16 protein-coding genes are annotated in these 20876 nt (G+C 66.9%); 6 read left to right on the forward strand and 10 right to left on the reverse strand.

The window, feature by feature from the left end:
* Positions 1 to 254: 254 nt before the first annotated feature.
* Positions 255 to 1544: a nitrous oxide reductase family maturation protein NosD gene (locus LGM71_RS12850; protein ID WP_226115025.1), complete on the forward strand. Its 1290-nt coding sequence runs from the start codon at positions 255 to 257 to the stop codon at positions 1542 to 1544.
* A gap of 114 nt (positions 1545 to 1658) precedes the next feature.
* Here LGM71_RS12850 and LGM71_RS12855 read toward each other — a convergent pair whose 3' ends face one another.
* Together LGM71_RS12855 and LGM71_RS12860 are read right to left on the reverse strand one after the other, a co-directional pair.
* Complete coding sequence (locus tag LGM71_RS12855; protein ID WP_226115026.1) at positions 1659 to 3233, reverse strand: mannose-1-phosphate guanylyltransferase/mannose-6-phosphate isomerase; 1575 nt, start codon at positions 3231 to 3233, stop codon at positions 1659 to 1661.
* The gene (locus LGM71_RS12860; RefSeq protein WP_124900895.1) at positions 3230 to 3814 is read right to left on the reverse strand and encodes a drug:proton antiporter; all 585 of its coding nucleotides are present in this window, start codon (positions 3812 to 3814) and stop codon (positions 3230 to 3232) included. Before LGM71_RS12860 ends, LGM71_RS12855 begins: the two co-directional genes overlap by 4 nt.
* A gap of 1298 nt (positions 3815 to 5112) precedes the next feature.
* Between LGM71_RS12860 and LGM71_RS12865 the strand changes: the two genes are divergently transcribed.
* Positions 5113 to 6504 carry a sigma-54 dependent transcriptional regulator gene (locus tag LGM71_RS12865; RefSeq protein ID WP_059599264.1) on the forward strand — a complete coding sequence of 464 codons (1392 nt, stop codon included), beginning with the start codon at positions 5113 to 5115 and terminating at the stop codon, positions 6502 to 6504.
* 44 nt (positions 6505 to 6548) lie between these two features.
* Here LGM71_RS12865 and LGM71_RS12870 read toward each other — a convergent pair whose 3' ends face one another.
* From LGM71_RS12870 to LGM71_RS12895, 6 genes are all read right to left on the reverse strand, one after another.
* A complete protein-coding gene (locus tag LGM71_RS12870; protein ID WP_226115027.1) occupies positions 6549 to 9020 on the reverse strand; it encodes a glycoside hydrolase family 2 protein in 2472 nt (823 codons plus the stop codon).
* On the reverse strand, positions 9020 to 10075 hold the full coding sequence (locus LGM71_RS12875) for a DUF1839 family protein (protein ID WP_059599266.1): 1056 nt from the start codon (positions 10073 to 10075) through the stop codon (positions 9020 to 9022). The genes LGM71_RS12870 and LGM71_RS12875 overlap by 1 nt, the downstream gene beginning before the upstream one ends.
* Entirely contained in the window at positions 10072 to 11043 is a 972-nt protein-coding gene (locus LGM71_RS12880; RefSeq protein ID WP_059599267.1) for an amino acid--[acyl-carrier-protein] ligase, read from the reverse strand. The genes LGM71_RS12875 and LGM71_RS12880 overlap by 4 nt, the downstream gene beginning before the upstream one ends.
* Positions 11040 to 12236, reverse strand: a complete 1197-nt coding sequence (locus tag LGM71_RS12885; protein WP_226115028.1) for an acyl-CoA dehydrogenase family protein — start codon at positions 12234 to 12236, stop codon at positions 11040 to 11042. The genes LGM71_RS12880 and LGM71_RS12885 overlap by 4 nt, the downstream gene beginning before the upstream one ends.
* Positions 12233 to 12484, reverse strand: a complete 252-nt coding sequence (locus LGM71_RS12890; protein WP_047903457.1) for an acyl carrier protein — start codon at positions 12482 to 12484, stop codon at positions 12233 to 12235. Before LGM71_RS12890 ends, LGM71_RS12885 begins: the two co-directional genes overlap by 4 nt.
* Positions 12485 to 12652: 168 nt before the next feature.
* Positions 12653 to 13435 carry a Crp/Fnr family transcriptional regulator gene (locus tag LGM71_RS12895; RefSeq protein ID WP_174906653.1) on the reverse strand — a complete coding sequence of 261 codons (783 nt, stop codon included), beginning with the start codon at positions 13433 to 13435 and terminating at the stop codon, positions 12653 to 12655.
* Between the two features lie 915 nt (positions 13436 to 14350).
* Here LGM71_RS12895 and LGM71_RS12900 point away from each other — a divergent pair.
* On the forward strand, positions 14351 to 15133 hold the full coding sequence (locus LGM71_RS12900; RefSeq protein WP_226115029.1) for a Crp/Fnr family transcriptional regulator: 783 nt from the start codon (positions 14351 to 14353) through the stop codon (positions 15131 to 15133).
* A 32-nt stretch (positions 15134 to 15165) separates the two neighbouring features.
* Complete coding sequence (locus LGM71_RS12905; RefSeq protein ID WP_226115030.1) at positions 15166 to 16557, forward strand: undecaprenyl-phosphate glucose phosphotransferase; 1392 nt, start codon at positions 15166 to 15168, stop codon at positions 16555 to 16557.
* A gap of 82 nt (positions 16558 to 16639) precedes the next feature.
* On the opposite strand, the gene LGM71_RS12910 is transcribed toward LGM71_RS12905, so the two are convergent.
* Positions 16640 to 16813 (reverse strand): hypothetical protein, encoded by a 174-nt coding sequence (locus LGM71_RS12910; protein WP_170296460.1) that lies wholly within the window; start codon positions 16811 to 16813, stop codon positions 16640 to 16642.
* A 343-nt stretch (positions 16814 to 17156) separates the two neighbouring features.
* Between LGM71_RS12910 and LGM71_RS12915 the strand changes: the two genes are divergently transcribed.
* On the forward strand, positions 17157 to 17549 hold the full coding sequence (locus LGM71_RS12915) for a TraR/DksA family transcriptional regulator (RefSeq protein WP_226115031.1): 393 nt from the start codon (positions 17157 to 17159) through the stop codon (positions 17547 to 17549).
* A gap of 169 nt (positions 17550 to 17718) precedes the next feature.
* A complete protein-coding gene (gene polX / locus LGM71_RS12920; RefSeq protein WP_226115032.1) occupies positions 17719 to 19485 on the forward strand; it encodes a DNA polymerase/3'-5' exonuclease PolX in 1767 nt (588 codons plus the stop codon).
* Between the two features lie 15 nt (positions 19486 to 19500).
* Here polX and ald read toward each other — a convergent pair whose 3' ends face one another.
* Positions 19501 to 20616 (reverse strand): alanine dehydrogenase, encoded by a 1116-nt coding sequence (gene ald / locus LGM71_RS12925; RefSeq protein ID WP_059599332.1) that lies wholly within the window; start codon positions 20614 to 20616, stop codon positions 19501 to 19503.
* Positions 20617 to 20876: the final 260 nt, after the last annotated feature.

The following is a 20876-nucleotide window of genomic DNA, read 5'->3' on the forward strand; positions in this document are numbered from 1 at the left end:
AGTCGGTTCGCGAGCCTACCGTTCTGCGATTCGCTTCAAGAGAAGCGCGATGGTCAACGGCACGCGAGATCGCGCCGCGAGAGCGGGGTGCATTGGTCTGTTGACGCACCGAAACCCGGCTGTTTCGAATGGTCTAATCGAACGTATCTTATCGCCCGCTTTTGGCGGTATCACGGGCAGGCAACCAGGCCGGCATGCCGTGTTCGGGTGCGCCAGCCGACGCGCACGAAGTCATTCGAGGGAGCAGATTCGATATGCGTAGATCGCAAAGCCCGTTTCTCGCATGCGCGGCGATCGCCGGCATGTGCATGGCAGGCGGCCCGGCGTGGCCGGGTAGTGCCGTGGCGGCAGTCGGTACACCCGCACCGGGCGCGCTTCATGCGAACGTACCGGATGCGTACGTTCGTCCCGCCGCGGACGCGGGGGATCAGACCGACACGCTGCAACGTGCGCTGGACGCATTGCAGCCGGGCCAGCGACTGATATTCGCGCCGGGGCGGTACGTGATCGGCCGCTCGCTGGTCGTGCGGCAGCCGAATGTGGTGTTGTCGGGCTACGGCGCGACGCTGATCGCGACAACTCCCGACGACCAGACGATCGAGATGCGCGGCGACGGTACGACACTCGTCGGCTTCCGGCTCGCGGGAACCGGCACGACGCGGCTCACGACGCCCGCGTCGACGAAGGTCGAGGTAACGGGGCGCGGCGTGCAGGTGCTCGACAACGTGGTCGACGGCGGCGCCGGAGCCGGCATCTTCGTGTTCGGCGGCGCGGACGTCGCGATCGTCGGCAACGAGGTGCTGTCGACGCTGGCGGACGGCATTCACATGACGCACGGCTCGCACAACGTGCTCGTGCAAGGCAACGTCGTGCGCGGCACCGGCGACGACATGATCGCCGTGGTGAGTTACCTGGCGGAAGGCGTGCTGACGCGTAACGTGCTGATTACCGGCAACTCGCTGGAGGGCAATCCGTGGGGCCGGGGCATCACGGTGGTCGGCGGTGCGAACGTCACCATCTCGAACAACATCGTGCGCAACGTGCAGGTGAGCTCGGGGATTCTCGTCGCGCAGGAAGACAGCAACCGCACCGCCGGCTCGTCCGACATCCGCATCGAGCGCAACTCGATCGCGGATATCCAGACCGCGACGGGGCGGCCCGATCCGCGCCCGATCACACAGCAGGCGGCGATCGAGGTCAGCACGTGGTCGGGTTCGGTTTCGCGCGTGACCGTGATCGGCAACCGCGTATCGCACGCGCGATTCGACGGCATTCGTCTGTGGGGAAACGTGTCCGGCGTACGTATTGCGGACAACCAACTGTCGGAGATCGGCGGAATGCCGGTCCGGATCGACCCTGCGCACGATTGCGCGGCCGGCCGGCCGACGACGGCATCGGGAGGGCGAGCGAAGGGCACGCCGTGTGCGGCCGCGCTTCAGTCACTGTCGGCCGCGAGTGACGCGGTCGGCGCGGATACGTCGTTGTTGCCGCGCGTGCGCGAGTCCGTCAGGCAGGCACGCTGGTCGCAAGGCGGAATCGACTGATGGTGCGTCGCGTGGGACGCCGGTTTGCGGCGGCACGCGGTGAACGGACCGCCGTCGCTTGATCGCGCGGCGGCGCTCGTCATCGTCGAGTGCGCCGCCGCGATCGGCACGCGCCTACCGGATGACGCCGCGTTCCGCGACTTCCTCGTCCGGTTCGCGCGAGGCGAGCGACGCGCGCTGCGGGGCGGTCTCGACAACCGGCCGCCCATACAGATCGTCGAACCGCACGATATCGTCTTCGCCGAGATAGTCACCCGACTGCACCTCGATGATCTCGAGCGGAATCCGGCCGGGATTCTCGAGACGGTGGACCTCGCCGACGGCGATGTAGGTCGATTCGTTCTCGCTGAGCAGAAAGGTTTCGTCGCCGCGCGTGACCTTCGCGGTACCGCGCACGACGATCCAGTGCTCGGCACGGTGATAGTGCATCTGCAGCGACAGCCGCTTGCCGGGCTCGACGACGATCCGCTTCACCTGGAACCGCTCGCCGAGATCGATCGAATCGTAGTGTCCCCACGGCCGCTGCACCTTGCGGTGTTCGCTTGCCTGCGGGCGCTGCTCGGTCTTCAGGCGCGCGACGATGTTCTTCACGCGCTGCACGTCGTGCTTGTTCGCGACCAGCACCGCATCGGGCGTCTCGATCACGACGACGTCCTTCATCCCGACGCACGCGATCAGCCGGCCTTCCGAGCGCACGAAACTGTCCTGCGTATCCTCGAACACGATCGGGCCGCGCGCGACGTTGCCCTGATCGTCCTTCGGCATGATTTCCCAGATCGCATCCCAGGTGCCGACGTCCGACCAGCCCGCGGAAAGCGGGACCACGATGCCTTCGATGCCGAGTTCGGGGCTCTGCGCCAGGCGTTCCATGACCGCATAGTCGATCGAATCGGACGGACAGGCGTCGAAAGCCGCCGCGTCGATTCGGAAGAACGGGTCCTCGGCGGTGCCCGCGCGCCATGCCGCGTCGCAGGCCGCATGGATGTCGGGTGCGAGCGCGCCGATCGCCTTCAGCCAGATCGATGCGCGCGTGATGAAAATTCCGCTGTTCCACCAATAATCGCCCGAATGCAGGTAGCGTTCGGCGAGGGCGGCGTTCGGTTTCTCGACGAACCGCCCGATTGCATGGCCGCCTTGTCCGCCGAGGCGCCCGGCGCGCGGTTCGCCGACCTGGATGTACCCGTAGCCGGTTTCCGCGCGGCGCGGCAGCACGCCGAGGGTGACGATCGCGCCTTCCTGTGCGTAGCGCGCCGCGCGTCCGATCGTTTCCTGGAATGCGGCGACGTCACCGATCACATGATCGGCCGGCATGACCACGAGGATGGGGTCGTCCGCAAGCGCGCTGGCGTCGAGCGCCGCGAGCGTCAGCGCAGGTGCCGTATTGCGCGCGGCCGGTTCGAGCAGGATACGGGGAGGCGCCGCGCGCCCGAGCACCTGAGCGGCGCTCATGATGCGATGCTGTTCACCGCATACCAGCAGCAGTGTGTCGCCGAGTACCGCGTTCGCGATGCCGTTCAGGCGGCGCGCGGTCGACGACAGCGGCGATTCGTTCGAGGTCAGCTCGATCAACTGCTTCGGATACTGCTCTCGCGACAACGGCCAGAGGCGCGTGCCCGAACCGCCGGCGAGAATGACGGGCAGGATGCAGGGCAGCTCCGGTTCGGGAACCGGGCGAAGGGTGGCGCTCATCGATTGACTCCGGTATCGGCGGACAGCCGGTTGTGTGCGCAGCCGTCGACGCGCGCGTCCTCGTCTCGCGATCGCGGCGCGGAGAGGCTCCGCGACAGGAGCTGGCGCAGCGCGCCGGCGGCGCGGCCTGCCGGCCGGACGAGACCGACGAACGGCACACCCTGTTCCAGATAGGGGCCGTAAGCCTTGCGGAATCCGAAACGCTTGTAGAAAGCCTGGCGCTGTGCGGGCACGTGCGTGCGCACGGACACGTCGGGCCATGCGGCTTGCGCGGCCGTGAGCGCGCGCTGCATCAGTTGCTCGAGGGTGCTGTCGTCGCGACATGCCTCGCTCGTCAGTACCTTGTCGATCACGACGTCCGGATCCGCGTCGTCGCCGGGGAGCACGCGCGCGTAGGCGACGACTTCCGTCGTGTCGCCCCTGTGCATGCACGCGAACACGTGCAGCGCATGCGCATCCTTGCCGTCGATGTCGAGATGCGTGTACGCGTCCTCGACCACCAGCACCGCGTTTCGCGAGCGCAGGATTGCGTAGAGATCGATGGCGCTCAGATGTTCGAATTCACAACAATGCCATTCCATGATGCCGTCCTCGTGTGAAGCCTTCAGCACGCCGGGCCGCATCAACGCGTTCGTTGCGTGCGGCCCGACGATATCCATGATGCGGATGCGGCGCGCGGCGGTCTGTTCGAAAGCGTACTCACGCTCCCGTTACTCCTGTTTCGCCGGGCCGATGCCGGCTGCGCAAGGCGTGCCGCGATCGGGGCAATGTGCGGTAGCACACGGTGGCCGTATGGCGGCTTTCCCATAATTGACGCATCGCGACGGCCCGCTGCGAAACGCGCAGCGAGGTCGTCCGCATCGAACGAGATTGAAGGACCGGGGGCCTTGCTTGAAGATTGAGATCGTTCATGGCGGGCAGGTCGCGCATCGCGATCGGCTGTCGCTCGCACGCCACCGTCTATCGCGTCGCCGATTTCCTCGCGGTGCGCGCATCCTTCATCTGGCCGCGATCATTTCGCCGCGCCGGCCAACACGCGCATACTTGCCATTCCGCGTTGCCCAACTCTTTTGGCGCTGCGCGCGGGCTTGCGCCAGCGCCGAGCCTGTCGCATCGGCATGCCGGCAGCGACGGGAGATGGCGCGACAGGCATGGACCTCATGCTGCATCGCGACAGGAGACGGACGATCCGGCCGGCCGCTTCGTTACGATGTTGTAACGGGCGCGCCCGGTTCACCCGCGTTCGATGTGTCACGCCGGCGTCGCGCTGGACGCGTGATTACCGACGCACGAAACATGTTGTCCGGACTTTTGGTGCGATTCAGGCGAGAATCGCGGGCAATGGGAGGCACCGATCTTGCAGAAAAGTGGGATTTGCCACTGATTGACAGGAATGGTCGTAGATAATCAAATCTGAGTCGCTAAATGCGCGCCGCGACGGCGGAGCGGCAGCGTAATGGCCTGAATTGTTATTTATCTTTTGGTAACAAGGCCATCTCGATACGGGGTGTAAATTCAGGAGCAGATGAAATGAGGTCACCATTCCGGAAGCGGGTTGGCGGCCATCCGGTTCAGCATCGGGCGCGACTGTCGTGTACGACGCGACGCAAATGCGGACGAAATTTCCGTTTGCCGACGTGCTCCGCCTGACGGCGCGTCGCATGAAAGCCGGAACGCCTCGGCTCCCGTGGCCGCGCGTTCCCTTCGAGTTCGATGACAACGAGGCCGGATAACATCCGGCTCGACCTCCGGGGGCTCTCGCCTTGTGCAGTTTCGATCTTCGCCAAAGCTGCGGAAACGCAGTAGGGACAGGCGGCCATGCGCCGCCGACCGCAGCGCACGCGAACGATTCGCGGAGTGGAGAAAGTGATGGTTCGTTATGAATATGCCAATAGCGCGCGATAACAGCGCAGGCGGGGGGAGGACTACCGTGCAGCGTCCTCTGATTTACTGGACCCAGTCGCCGTCCGTCATGCTGCGCAAGGAGCTTGCTCGGCGCGACTGGAAAGTGACGGTCGTTGCACACGCAAACGAATTGCGCGACACCTCCGGCGAAATCACCTGCGGCATCCTCGACCTGAGCGGCGGCCACGCCGACGCGATCGGCAGCATCGCGTCGACTTGCGCGTCGATGCGCGATGTCGTATGGGTCGCGCTCGTCGAAACCGGCCAGACGGCCTCGCCGAACGTGCGCGCACTGTTGCGCGACTATTGCTTCGACTACATCACGTTACCCGCGTCGCACCAGAGAATCGCCGATACGGTCGGCCATGCGTACGGAATGGAATGCCTGTTCGCGCGCGATCGCGAAGCCCTCGAATCGCGGGAGCACGGCATCGTCGGCACCTGTAGCGCGATGCTGCGGCTGTTCGATACGGTGCGGCGCTTCGCGCGCACCGACGCACCGGTGTTCGTGTTCGGCGAAACGGGAACCGGCAAGGAGCTGACGGCCGTCGCGATCCATCGTCATTCGGAACGGCGCAACGGCCCGTTCGTCGCGGTCAACTGCGGTGCGATCCCGCCCCACCTGCTGCAATCGGAACTGTTCGGCTACGAGCGCGGGGCGTTTACCGGCGCGAACGCACGCAGGATCGGCTACGTCGAGGCCGCGAACGGCGGCACGTTGCTGCTCGACGAAATCGGCGACCTGCCGCACGAGAGCCAGGCGAGCCTGCTGCGCTTCCTGCAGGAGGGCGCGATTCATCGCCTCGGCGGCAGCGATCCGGTGCCGGTCGACGTGCGGATCGTCTCCGCGACCCACGTCGACCTGCGCGAAGCGATGGAAGAAGGGCGTTTCCGCGCGGACTTGTTCCACCGTCTGTGCGTGATGCGCATCGATCAGCCGCCGCTGCGTGCGCGCGGCAAGGACATCGAGCTGCTCGCCCATCACATGCTGGAACGCTTTCGTGGCGACGCGCGCCATCGTGTGCGCGGCTTCTCGACGGATGCGATCACGGCGCTCTACAAGCACGACTGGCCGGGCAATGTCCGCGAACTGATCAACCGCGTGCGGCGCGCGGTCGTGATGACGGAAGGGCGCCTGATCACCGCGCAGGACCTCGAGCTCGAATACTGTCTCGACGCCGCGTCGCCGTCCGTTGCCGATATCCGCAAGTCGATCGAACGTGAAGCGATCGAATCCGCGCTGCTGCGCACGCGCGGACGCGTCGCCGCTTCCGCGCGCGAGCTCGGTGTGTCGCGTGCAACACTCTATCGCTGGATGGAAGCGTACGGAATCGAGCGGCCGCGCGGCACGGGATCGTCGGACTGACGTGTGCGGCGCGGCCGTGCGACCGTGTGTGTGGTCCGGTCGCGTCAGCCGGCCAACGCGGCGCGCACGATGCGTGCGGCGTTGACCGCGCGGATCTCGACGGTCGGTGGCGCGCCGGCGGCCGGATGGTCGCCGGCGTTATCCTGCGGCACGAGCGCGACGCGTGCCGGCGTGCCGGGCGCGAGATCGAACCAGTCGTCGCGCGGCACGAAGCCCGGTGCGTCGATCTGCACGTGACGCGCGACGTGGCGCGTGTCGATGTCGACGTGCCACGTGTCGCCGGTGCGCGACACGCATGCCTCGATGCCGGGTTCGCGGCGGGCGAACACGGCCGGGTGCGTGCGGGACGGGAAGTAGAAGGCCTGCGACAGCAGCGTGCCGTCCTCGGCGCGCAGCGTCGCGACGACGGTATCGTGCTCGCACGGGCCGAAGCGATACGCGTAGGTCCAGTCGAAGAAGCGGCCGAGCAATTCGGCCGAATCGAGCCGCACCGTGCCGTGCGCGGCGATCCGGAGCGGCCCGCCGGCCCGCGCGACCGGCGTGCGGCCGTCGCGCAGCGCGACCAGCTCGACGGCTGCCGACAGCGGCGCCGGCCGCTCGTTGATCACGTGCACGTCGAGCCCGTTCAGCCCTTCGTCGACGAGCAGGACCTGCACCGGTTGAAGTACCTGGCGCAGCGCATACCATGCCGATTTCGGCCGATGCGTCGCATCGAGCAAGCCCCATCCGGCGCCCGCCATCACGTCCTGGAACTGCCAGACGAGCGCACCCGCGCAGCGTGAGCCGGTGCGCCGCCATTCCGAGAACGTGTCCCGCATCAGGTCCGCGATTACCGCGCGCGACAGCTCGAAGTAACGCGACGGGTCCTCGCGCCGCAGGCGGTCGGGTGCCACGTCGTACAACGTCTGCAGATAGTGATCGCGAATATCGTCGAAATCCCACGACGTGCCGGGATCGCGCGGCACGGCCGCTTTCCAGCGCGGCTCGTGTACGCCCGGCCAGCCGAGGCTTGCGAGCATCGCATCGCACGGCACGTTCGCGAACGCGAGGCATTCGCTTGCGAAGCGCACGTCGGCGCGACGCGCGTCGTCGAGCGGGCGAAGGTACGCGCCGACGCCATAGTAGTGCGATACGCGTTCGCGCGGCATGAACGGCAGCACGCCGCCGTCGGGCGAGTCGGGGACGTAAAGCGCGTCGGGCCGTCGCTTGGCCACATGGCCGGCGAGGCGCTCGGCGGTCAGTGCGAGGAAGCGCTGTTTCGGCCCGAGCCCCGACATCGCGGCCTGCTGCGCGATCTCGCTGCCGCCGCACAGCACCGCGAGCGATGGCGACGCACGGTGGCGCGTGAGGAACTGTTCGACTTCGCGATCGACGGCGTCCGCGAACGCGTGATCGTCGAGCGCGTAGTCGAAGTTCGCGAACATGAAGTCATGCCAGACCAGCAGTCCGAGCCGGTCGCACCACGCGTGGAATGCGTCGGCCTCGTACGCCATCGTTCCGCCGACGCGAATCATGTTGAAGCCTGCGTCGCGCGCGTGTCCGAGCAGCCGGCCATAGGTTGCGTCGTCCGCGTGCAGTGCGAGCGGCGCGGCGCTGCTCCAGCAAGCACCGCGCGCGAACACGCGTACGCCGTTCACGCGCACGCCGAACCCTTTGCCGTCGTCGCCCGCGTCCTGCTCGATCGTGCGAAAGCCTGTCGCGCCGAGCGATCGTCGGTCGGCGCCGATGTGTAATGCGACGTCATAGAGCACCGGTTCGCCGTGCGTGTGCGGCCACCAGCGGCGCACGTTCGGCACCGCGACGCTCGCGTGCAGGCGGCTGACGCCGCTGCGCTCGAGTGTCGCGTGGTGCTCGCCGCACGACAGCCGGGCCGTGAACGCCTCGGGCAGCGGTCGGGCGAACGCGAGTTCCGCGTCGAGCCAGCCGGTGTCGCCGTCGATGCGCGCATGCAGGTCGCAATGAACGAGAACGGGGCCGTCGGCCGGATCGAGGACGTCGACGGGCCGCCACGGTCCGGTCGGCACGCAGCGCGGAAACCAGCCGGGCATGTGCCCGAGCAGCGACGTGCGAACGGTGCGCAGCGTCGCCGGTTCGGCCAGGCGCGTGCGCCAGCGTGCACGCCGCGGTGCGCGCACGTCGCGCAGGTGCGGCGCGAGGGCGCGGAAGCAGACGGTCAGCCGATGCGTGCCGTCGAGCGACACGGGCACGTCGTGCGCGACGAACATGCTGTCCGAGCGCAGGATCGGCGTGTCGTCGAGCCATGCTTCGGCGAGTGTCGCGAGGCCGTGAAAGCGCAACACGCGCGGCCCGTGCCCATGCAGTTCGACGCGATACCAGTGGTCGCGCTCGGCGAGCGACGCCGTGTCGTCGGGCCGTCCGGCCAGCGCGAGCGCTTGCGCGACCGTGCCGGGGACGGGGGCGGCGACCCAGCCGTCGGCGGGAAGATCGAGTGGCCCGCGCGCGGCGCCCGCGGCCGTGGCGAGCATCGACCACGCGAGCGCGGCTGGAGCGCGCATCACCGCATCAGCGGCACGGGGGCCGCGTCGCCGCGAACGGGTGCCGCGTGCTGAAGCGGCGGGGTGATCTGCCGCGCGCAGTCGATCAGGTCGGCGTAAGCCGCTTCGATCGCTTCGAGCGTCGCGTCGCCGCGCTCTTCCTTGCCGCGCGCGCAGGCCCGCGCCAGCCGGAACTCAAGCACCATCGCCTCGGACGCGATGCGGTCGCAGGCGATGCGAATCTCGGCGAACGGTCCGACGCAGCCACTTGCCTGCAGCCAGCGCGCGTAGTGGCCGAACAGTTCGAAGTTCGCGCCGAGTTGCCGCACCGAATTGAACGAGTACGCGTGGAACCGTTCGAGCGGGGAGACGGCGAGTGATTTCGCATCGATCTGCAACTGGCGCCGGAACATCGTGACCGGATTGACGACCGGCAGGCGGCGCAGATGGCGCTGCAGCGACGCGAGCGAGGCTTCGCACAGTGCGCGCTCGTCAAGCGGCGCGAAACGCCGCTTCGCGCACTCGACGTACGGCGGCAGCGGCATCGGCGAACCGCCGCCGACGAGGCCGTCGTAGTCGATATCCTCGGCCACGTAATAGCCGCTGTTGTGGAAGTAGCCGATCTGGCGGCGCGTGCGATCGATCGCGTCGATACCGATCGTCGTCTTCGTATGCTGCGTGCGGTAGCTGCTGCCGCGCGTGTCCGGCAGGAACCATGCGTCGACTTCGACGATCATCAGGTGACCGCGCGCGACCTGCGTCTCGATGTGCTGGTCGAGCGGCTCGTAGATGGAGTGTTCCTGTACGACGATTCCGTAAAGTCGCTCCAGTTCGTCGTGCGGAAACTTGAAGAACGTGAACTGGTCGCCCTCGAAATCGAGTGCGATCGTAAACGGCAGTGCCGCGTACGGATTGAGGCCCCACCACCGGAGCACCTCGAGCCACATGTCGACGTAGCAGTTGGTCTGCTTCCAGACCATCTCCTGACTGTGCAGCGGGTGCGGCCGGTAGTGGCGTGCGCGGTGGCGCACGTCCTCGAACGACGCATCCTCGCCGTCGCGGGACACGAATTTCATCGCGTACCCCACAGCACGTCGCGAACGTCGGCAGGCCATGCGTCGATGTCGAAACCATGATGACGGAACAGCGCGAGCGTCAGCCGCTCGAGGCCGAAGCCGACACAGCCCGTGTGCGCGACGTCGCCCGTTGCAGTGCGGATGTCCCACAGCAACCCGAAGTGATCCATGTGGTAGTTGAAGCTCAGGCACGCGGTCTGGCGATCGTCGTGCTCGATCGGGATCAGAAGCTCGAACTTCAGGTTCTGCTCGCGCTGGCTGTTCGCGACGATCTTGCCGCCGCGCCCGAAGAACGGATCGTTCGCGAGATCGATCGCGTTCGGCAGGCGCAGCGCCTCGATCATCCGCGTGCCGCGCTCCATCCACGTCGCGCGGAACGCGACGATCTGCTCGGGCGTGCCGATCTGCACGTATTCACGCATCCGGAACAACTGCATGCGGGTCGGGTCGAGCGACGGCTCGTGGCGGAAGCAATACGAAAACACGTCGACGATGCGGCCGTGGTCAGGCAGTGCACCCGCGCGCGCGACGACCGGATAGACCGGGTAGCAGGCGGCCGGCGTCATCACGACGTAAGTCGGCTTCTGGCTTTCGGTCCAGTCCTCGCCGCGGTCGAGGCACTGCAGCACGCGCTGGTGACGCTGTTCGTCGCCGCAGAACGCGTGCACGCTGCCCGCGAGTTGCGGGAAGCTCTTCATGTATTCGCTGCGCTCGAATTCGGTGCGGCTCATCGCCGGCGGAAAGCGCAGCACTTCGGCCTGCTGGTCGGCGCCGAGGCGCGTGACGAAGGCGTCGAGCGCCTCGACGACGCGCTCGAACCGTTCGCTGCGGCCGAACAGGCCCTGGATGCCGGTCGACACGAGCAGGCCCGCATCGATCAGCTCGTCGCGCAGCGGATTGACGCCCGCGCGGTCGAGCGGCGCGTCGGACGGGGTGGCGGCGGAGGGCACGGACAGGCGGTCGTTCACGAATGGATCTCCAGCGTCGCGGGACGCAATGCGAGCAGCAAGCTCGCGGTATTGGCGGCAATGCGGTCGTTGCTGATCATCAGCGGCGCCGCGTGCAGGTCGCGCAGATGGCGGCCGATGCTGAACGGCGTGCCGTGCTTGTAGCCGGCCATCCCGCAGATCATCATTGCCTGCTGTGCGACTTCGAGCGCGGTCGACGACACATAGGTCTTCAGCGTGTTGATCTCGGCAGCCCAGGCCATGCCGGCCGACCACGAGCGGGGCGACGCGCTGGCATAGAGGCGCAGTACGTTGTCGACGCGGGCCTGCATCGCCTGCATCAGCGCAAGCGATTCGGCGATGCGCCGCGACGCGGGCGACGGCGCGCCGTCAGTCTGGCGCGCCTGCGCGCGGAAGAACTGATGCGCGCGATGGAACGCATCGCCGGCCACGCCGATCCACACCGCCGCCCACAGGATGTGCGAAACCGGCACCATCGTCTGTTCGGCGATCTGCGCGAACGGCACGGGCAGGCATTGCTCGGTCGCGCCGTGTGCGTCGAGCACGAAGCCGTTGCTGCACGTTCCGCGCATGCCGAGCGTGTCCCATTCGCCGCGGCGCGTGAGCGTATAGCCGTCGCGCAGCAGGGTAACGAGCACCTGGTCGGAAGCCGGCGCGTCGGCGTCGCGCCGCGCGGTCGCGAGGATACCGTCCGCATAGTCGCCGTACGAGATCGTCGGAGCGGACTTGTGCAGCCGGAATTCGCCGCCGTTGGTCGCGAGCGCGCACTGGCTCGCGCGCAGGTTGCCGCCGACGCCGTCTTCCGACGTCGCCGACGCGAGCAGCCACTGATGGCGCACGAGCTGCTGCAGGAACAGCTTGTGCCAGCCCTGGTCGGCAGCGTGATTGACGATGCAGGCGACCTGGATCTGGTGCATCGCGAACACCATCGCCGACGATGCGCAGGCCTGGCCGAGGATCGAGCATGCCGATACGATGTCGGCCAGCGATGCGCCGGCGCCGCCGAGGTGGGCCGGGACCATTGCGCTCAGCAGGCGGCGCGCGCGCATGGCCTCGATCGCTTCGACGGGGCAGCGCGCGTCGCGATCGACCGCATCCGCGTGCTGGGCGGCGATTTGCGCGACCGCGCGCGCGGCCTCGTCGAGCCGGCGTGCATCGTCGTCGGCCGCGAGTTCGGGAAGCAGCGCGCTCATGCGGAATGCTCGGAGCGTTGCAGCGTAGCGATCGTGTCCGCGAGCGCGTCGATGCTGCGGAACAGATTGCGGTTCAGCATCTCGTCGGGAATCTCGATGTTGAACTGCTTCTCGATCGCGAGCATCAACTGGATCGTGTCGAGCGAGGAGAGGCCCGCTTCGTAGAGGTCGTCCCCGTCACCGATCGAATCGATCGCGGCTTCGAGGTGGGCAACGTGCTTGAGGATGGTTCTGATTTCGTTTTTCACGTGCTGCTCCGGCGTGTGTGATGTCGTCCGCACGGTCGGACGCGCGCAGCGCGCTGACATCCCCCCGGCAGTCCGGCATCAGTAGACCATTCGCAAGCACGGCGTTCTGTACGCCACCCTACAATCGGCTGACTCGGATCGCACGCGTGCGCCGAAACGGCGTGCGCATCACGCGCGTGCCGCGGCGGTCACGCTCGAGTCGGCCGACAGGATGCGCTTCATCTCGTCGCGCACGATTGCGCGGCAGCCGCACGACATTTTCTCGAGGCCCGCAAGATCGGCAAGCTCGATCGAGCTCCGGTACTGTCGAATCAGGCCGAGTTTCTGAATCTCGCCGGCTGCGTCCGTGACCGTCTCGCGCCGCACGCCGAGCATCTGCGCGAGCATGCTGTGGGTGACCTGGATCTCGATGCTGCGCGACCGGTCGTAGGCAAGCAGGAACCATCTGCATAACTGATGTTTGAGCACGTGATGGCGGCTGCAGAACGTGATCTGCGATACCTGGGCCATCAGCAGCCGCACGCAGACAAACACCAGATGGCGAATCACCGGCGACGCATCGAAAGCGGCGGCGAAGATGCGTCGGTCCAGCCGGTAGACGAAGCCGTCGCGACATGCGACGGCACGGCACGGCATCCGGCCGCTGCCGCCGATCACGTCGTCGCATACGACGCTCTCGCTGCCGATCTCGGCAACTTCCAGCGTCATGCCGCCGGACGAAACGTACTGCAGCGAAATCGCCGTCGTGACGGGCAGGTAAACCGCGGCGAGCGTTTCGCCGGGCTCGCACAGCACCTGGCCCGATTTCAGGTGAACGAGCTGAAGATTGGCAATCAGCGTGGCGCGTTCCTCGCGGTCGAGGGCCGCGAGGAACCGGTTGGCGTCGAAGCTGTGGGAGAGCTCGATCATGCCGTTCGCGTGGGCGACGGCGTCATTGGCCTGGTGGGTCACGGCGCATCCTCGTAGGGGGCGGTCGCACGTCGCGCGGCGGCATCCCCGGGGATTTAGCACGCGCGTGCGGATTTGTGTTCGTCGAAATTCGAATGACGATGGCGGGAAAAGGCTAGCACGCAATTGAATTCGATAAATTGCGCACTACGTCACTTCACAAAGTTTGACGATTCAACGTAAATGAAAATGTTATATGGATTTGAAGATCATGCTCTGAAGAGTTAATCGCGTTGATATGGATCGACGGATAAGTCGAGAATTCGATGTCGATCCGGAATCAATCGAGAAGTGACGGGTATCGTACATGTAAAACATTAAGAATGCATCTAGCATTATTTGACAATCGGGATTGAAGTTGTAAATTTATCAATTAAATCATGTGGTTACATCTTTTATGTGCGTTCGCTTACAAAGCCGTAAATTAATGTGTCGATTCATATTTGAGACAGTTTCAAACGATCATTCGAGGTGCCGTGAACCGCCCAGGCGCCATGCGAGACATCACGGAAACAATTGAAAACGGCCCGTAAGTATTTGAACGATAAGCTTCGCGCGCCGCTGCTGGCGCCGCCGCGCACTCGGTGATCATTGATCAGTCGAATCGCTTCCTGTCTCCACTGTGGCAGAGGGTGTCCGAAAATGAGACGCTTTTGACAGTTTTCAGTTGGTAATTCGGCGGGGCTAAATCGCTGGTCATTTATATATTAAGGATGAGGCGGGTATTGGCACGTAAATCGCTTATTGAGATGGGCGCATCGAAACGGGACGCCCGATTCGATCCGGCGGCGTGAAGCCGCAGGTCGATTGGGTGGAGGGTTGTGGGCCGCAACCCGCGTCGCCATCCGGACGCGCATCACGATAACGAGTTCCGCCGACGCAGCTGCATGCGGCGCGGAAGACAAATGGGATACAGACATGCTTCATCTTCACTCGAGCTACTCGGCGAATGCCATCCTCGATGCCCTCCCTGAGGACAGCATCCGTGCCATCGCACCGCACCTCGAACTGGTCAGGATCAAGGCCGGCATGCTCGACCGTGTCGGGGAACCGATGCGCCATCTGCATTTCCCGACGACCGCCATGATGTCGGTGCAGCACCTGATGGAAGACGGCGCGATGGTCGAGGTTGCCGTGGTCGGCCGCGAAGGTGTGGTCGGCCTGGCGACGCTCGTCGGCGGCACCTCGGTATCGAACCGCATCGAAGTCCGTATCGGCGGGATGGCCTACCGTGTGCCGACCTGCGTGATGCGCGCGGAATTCGAACGTTCGCCGGCGACGTATCGGCTGTTGTTGAACTACTGCCAGGCGATGATGGCGCAGATTTCGCGCAGCGCGTTGTGCAACCGCCATCACTCGGTCAGCGAGCAGTTGAGCCGCTGGCTGCTGCTCGCGCATGACCGGATCGACGGCGACGAACTGACCGTCACGCAGCAGACGATCGCGAACATGCTCGGCGTGCGTCGCGAGGGGGTGACGGAAGCAGCCGGCAACCTGCAGGAAGCCGGGCTGATTCGTCAGCGTCGCGGCCGCATCACGGTGCTCGATCGCGACAGCCTCGAGCGCCAGGCGTGCGAGTGCTACGAGCTGATTCGTGCGGACTATCGCCGGCTGCTCGGCACGCGTGCCGGCGTGCGATCGATGCCGGTGCGACCGCGCATGTACGACGTGCACGGCGGATTCCCCGCGCACGGTGCGTGACGATGCATGCGATGGCGGGTGGAGCGAATACGATGCGGCGCGCCGCGATTGCCGCGGCCGATGCCGCGCTCGTGCTGGCAGGCGCGCTCTCCGCGCAGGCGGTGATGGGACTCGCATGGCGCGATCTGTCGGACGCTCAGCGCGGCGCGATTGCATTGCTGTGCGCGTTGACGGTTGCGCTGTTGCCGCGCAGTGTGCGCTTGTTGCGCAGCGCGGCATCGTCGCATGACAGCGGCACCGTGCTGACGCGCACGATGATCGCCGTTGTGTGCGCGGGCATGCTGACGGTGGCTGGCACGATGTGGATCATGAACCGCGGCGGCACGGTCACGACGCGCTGGATTGCGCGGACGGTGCTGTCCGGCGACGCGGCACTGCTGCTTGGCAGGCTGGCACTGTGCGCGCTGGCGATCAGGCGGGGCGATCCGCGCGCGCGGCAGCGGCGGGTCGCGATCGTCGGCGCGACCGCTTACGGACGGGTGGCGATCGAGCGCATGCAGCGCGAGCCTGCCGGCCCGTTCGCGGCGGCCTGCGTGTTCGACGACGACGCGCCGGCCTCGGCAGCCGCCGACGGAATCGGCGGCGTCCCGGTGATCGGCGACTGGGGCGCGCTGCGGCGCATGATCCGCGGCGGCGAGATCGACGAAGTGTGGCTCACGCTGCCGATGTCGCACGAGTCGCGCATTCAGCGCATCGTGCGCGAATTGCGCGACGAGTTCGTCGAGTTGCGACTGTTGCCTGACGTGCGGCAGATGGCGGTCGTCGAGCGATCCGCGACCGATGTGCTCGGCATGCCGGCAATCAACCTCGCGACCACGCCGCGTTCCGCGCCGGAACTGTGGGCGAAGTTCGCGTTCGACCGGATGTTCGCGGTCGCCGTGCTGATCCCGCTGCTGCCGCTGCTTGCGGCGCTGGCGGTCGCCGTGAAGCTGTCGTCGCCGGGCCCTGTCTTGTTCAGGCAGCGCCGCAAGGGTGCCGACGGTCGCGAGTTTCATATCCTCAAGTTCAGGACGATGCGCGAGCATCGCGCACAGCCCGGTGTCGTGCGGCAGGCGTCGCGCAACGACGCGCGCATCACGCCTGTCGGCGCGTTCCTGCGGCGCACGTCGCTCGACGAGCTGCCCCAGTTCTTCAACGTGTTGTTCGGCCAGATGTCGGTGGTCGGCCCGCGTCCGCATGCGATCGAACACGACGACTTCTACCGGCAACTGGTCGACTGCTACATGTATCGCTATCGCGTACGGCCGGGGATCACCGGGTGGGCGCAGGTGAACGGCTATCGCGGCGAGACGCGCAAGGTCGAGGCGATGGCCGCGCGTGTGAAGTTCGATCTGTTCTACATGCAGAACTGGAGCTTCTGGTTCGACATGAAGATCATCCTGATGACGGTCGTTCGTGGCTTCGTCGGGCGTAATGCATTTTGATGAACAGGATTGCGAAGTATTATGCGCGGTTCCTTCGTCGTCGATGCGATGCTCCACGCAACGGCGCACCTGAAACCGCGCGTCAACCGTCCGACGGCGGCTGAGCGGCCGCCGGCGACGCGGTGGGCGTGACGGCGGGGCTGGCATCGGGCGCGGCTTGCGCGCTCGACGGCTGGATGGCGTGCTGGATCGTCGGCACGACCATCGTCGGGAACAGGGCCGCAAGGGCCACCCAGATGACGACGCCGAACAACATGACGTTCTCCCGGAAAACCGCGGATTCACCGCGCATGCTTTCAATCTATGTCGCAACTTTTTACAGGGGATTGATCGACCTCAACGGCGGCTGCGTCAGACGAATGCGGGCGTGCCGGATTATCGCGTCGGTCCCCGGTTTTTCGCGCGCATGGTGCGGCCGCTGACGACGGTCAACACATGCGTGTGCATTGGGTTTATGCTGCGTCGAATGCGTCCGGCGCTTCGTGCGGCCGGGCGCGCATCCGGGCGCGGCGAGCCGGGCGTTCCGGCCCGCCGCGCACCGGCGCGACAACCGCGCGCCGCATGCGCTTTGCGCGGAACCCGGAAAAGGAGAGACGGCGATGGCGCTCGATCGAGAACAACGGCAGACGCTGCAGCGGCGCCTGACCGAGAGCGAGCTGGCGTTGCGGGCGAACATCCGCACGAGCGAGGACCAGCGCGCGTCGGAGTCCTATGCGGAGCTCGCCGGCGCGGCGCCGGACGAGGGCGACGAGGCGAACGCCGATCTGTTCGTCGACATGGATCACGCGCTGATCGGGATGAAGCTGGCCGAGTTGCGTGCGATCGGGCGCGCGCAGCAGCGCATCCGCGACGGCAGCTACGGCGAATGCATCGATTGCGATGCGCCGGTCGGCTACGAGCGGCTGCTCGCGCGCCCGACTGCCGAGCGTTGCACGCATTGCCAGTCCCTGTACGAGCGTCGCTACGCGACGACGCCGCGCGCATCGCTCTGATGTATCGGCGCAGGAGCCGCGCAGGCCGCATGCGTCGCGCGACATGACACGGGCAATCGGTGCAGGATGATCAACGGGCGCCCGCCGTCGTCGACATGCGGCGCCGGGCGGGCAGAGGCCGCCGCACCAGCGCACGGCGCCATCCACGTGGGAGGGAGCCACGCCGACCATGCCGATCCACAATGCCGAGTGTGCGGCCGTCTTCGCCGAAATCGCCGATATGCTCGAGATCCAGGGCGCCAACCCGTTCAGGGTGCGCGCCTATCGCAACGCGGCACGGACGATTGCCGATTACGGGCGCGACATTCCGGCGATGCTCGCGAGCGGCGGCGATCTCGGCCGGATTCCATCGATCGGTGCCGATCTCGCGGCTAAGCTGCGCGAGATCGCCTCGACCGGCACCTGCGAACTGCAGCAAACGCTACGCCATGCGCTGCCGCGCGCGATCGTCGAACTGCTCGACGTGCCGGGGCTCGGCGCGAAACGAGTCAAGGCGCTGCATGACGCACTGCACGTCGAGTCGCTCGAACAGCTACGCGTCGAAGCGAAGAGCGGGCACGTGCGCGCGCTGCCGGGTTTCGGCGCGAAGACCGAAGCCCATCTCCTCGACGCGATCGACGACCGCCTGAAGCGCGAGCCGCAACGCTTCCTGCTGCCGGATGCCGCGCAATCGCTGATGCCGTTGCTCGAGCGTCTGCGCAAGGTGGCCGGCGTCGGGGAAGCGGTGCCGGCGGGCAGTTTTCGCCGCAACCGCGAGACGGTCGGCGACCTCGACATCCTCGTGACGGCGCGCGATCCGGCCGCGGTGGCCGATGCGTTCGTCGGCTACGGTGAAGTCGCGCGCGTACTCGCGAACGGCAAGACGCGTTCGGGCGTCATGCTCGGCAACGGGCTGCAGGTGGACCTGCGCGTCGTCGATGCCGACGCGTTCGGTGCCGCGCTCGTCTATTTCACGGGATCGAAGGCGCACAACATCGCCCTGCGCAGGATCGCGCAGGCCGGCGGCCTGAAGATCAACGAATACGGCGTATTCCGCGGCGACGAGCGGATCGCGGGCGCGACGGAGGCATCCGTCTACGAGGCGATCGGTCTTCACTGGGTGCCGCCCGAGTTGCGCGAGGACCGCGGCGAGATCGACGCGTCGCGCGCGGGCACGCTGCCGGCGCTGGTCGAGCGCAGGCACGTTCATGGCGATCTGCATGCGCATACCAAGGCGTCGGCCGGGCGCGACAGCCTGCGCGCAATGGCGGATGCGGCCCGGGCCCGCGGGCTCGCGTATCTGGCCGTCACCGATCGCGCACCGGATACGCAAGGTGGCCGAGCCGATGGCGACTGGCTCGTGCGGCAGATCGACGAGATCGACCGCCTCAACGCGTCATTCGACGACTTCGTGCTGTTGAAGGGCGTCGAGGCCGGCATTCGCGAAGACGGCAGTCTCGACGTGCCCGACGACGTGCTTGGGCGCCTCGACCTCGTCGTCGGCGCGGTGCGCGACGGCTTCGACCTGACAGGCGACGCGCAGACCGGGCGAATCCTGCGTGCGATGGATCATCCGTATTTCACGATCCTCGCGCATCCGACCGGCCGGCTGCTCGGCGAACGCGACGCATGCGAACTCGACGTGCCGCGTGTGCTCGCCGCAGCCGCCGCGCGCCGCTGCTTCGTCGAACTCGATGGCGACCCGCGACGGCTCGATCTGCCGGACGTCTGGTGCCGCGAGGCCGCGAAAGCCGGTGTCGCCGTGGCGATCGGCTCGGACGCACGTTGCGCCGACGATCTGGACAACCTCGGATACGGTATCGGCCAGGCGCGGCGTGGTTGGCTCACGCGGCACGACGTGCTCAACACGCGCACGCTCGCGCAACTGCGGCCGCTGCTGGCGCGCACGATGCACGCGAGCGGGGCGTCGAAGCGCGGCCGCCCGAAGGGCGCGTGACGGCGCACGCCGAAGTCAGGCCAGCACGTCTTCCGCTGGCACGTACGGCAGGCCGAGCGCCAGCGCGACGGCCTCGTAGGTGATGCGGCCGTCGCACACGTTGAGGCCCGCGCGCAGATGGGGATCGTCGGCCATCGCGCGTTTCCAGCCCTTGTCGGCGAGCGCGAGCGCATGGCCGAGCGTCGCATTGTTCAACGCGAACGTCGACGTGCGCGCGACCGCGCCGGGCATGTTCGCGACGCAGTAGTGCACGACGCCGTCGACGACGAAGGTCGGCTGCGCATGTGTCGTTGCATGCGATGTCTCGAAGCAGCCGCCCTGGTCGATCGCGACGTCGACGACGACGGCACCCGTGCGCATCGTCGCGATCATGTCGCGCGTGACGAGCCGCGGCGCCGACGCGCCCGGCACGAGCACCGCGCCGATCACGACGTCGGCGTCGCGCACGGCTTCGTCGATCGTGTGCGCGTTCGAACAGACGGTCGCGATCCGGTTCGCGAAGACCAGGTCGAGCTGGCGCAGCCGGCCCACGTTCGTGTCGAGCACGGTGACGCGTGCGCCGAGGCCGACCGCCATCTGCAGCGCACCGGTGCCCACCACGCCTGCGCCGAGCACCACGACGTGCGCGGCCGGCACGCCGGGCACGCCGGCCATCAGCACGCCGCGGCCGCCCCGCGGGCTTTCGAGGTGCGTCGCCGCGACCTGGATCGACATGCGTCCCGCGACCTCGCTCATCGGCGCGAGCAGTGGCAGCCCGCCGCCGGGGCCCGTCACGGTCTCGTACGCGATGCACACCGCGCCGGACTTCACCAGCGCGGCCGCCTGCTGGGGATCGGGCGCGAGATGCAGATACGTATAAAGAATCTGTCCGCGCCGCAGCATCGCGCACTCGGCCGCCTGCGGCTCCTTGACCTTGATGATCATGTCGGCGCGCGCGAAGACGTCGCGCGCGTCGTCGCACAATGTCGCGCCTGCGGCCGTGTAGTCGTCGTCGTGCAGACCGATCGCGGTGCCCGCGCCGCGCTGCACGAGCACGCCATGGCCATGACGCGTGAGTTCGCGTGTGCCGGCCGGCGTGAGGCCGACGCGGTACTCGTGATTCTTGATCTCCTTCGGCACACCGATCAGCATGAGTCGCCTCCATGGGTATTCGTCATTGTTGTCGTGCCCGAGCGCGCCGGCGAACGGCACGTATGCGACCGCTGCGCATGCACGGTTCGAGTGCCGTACTGGAATAAAAGGGTAGTGGTGCCCGGAGGGAAGTCAAGCGGCGGCCGGTGCGACGGTGCGCGCGCATTGCATCGCAGCACGCGGCGTGGCGTATTGCGACCGGACGTCGCAATGCATGCGGCACGTGGTTTGGGTATCGTCTCGTGTTGCGCGGAACGGAG

It is taken from the genome of Burkholderia sp. AU33545, from assembly GCF_020419685.1.
Taxonomy (GTDB): Bacteria; Pseudomonadota; Gammaproteobacteria; order Burkholderiales; family Burkholderiaceae; genus Burkholderia; species Burkholderia diffusa.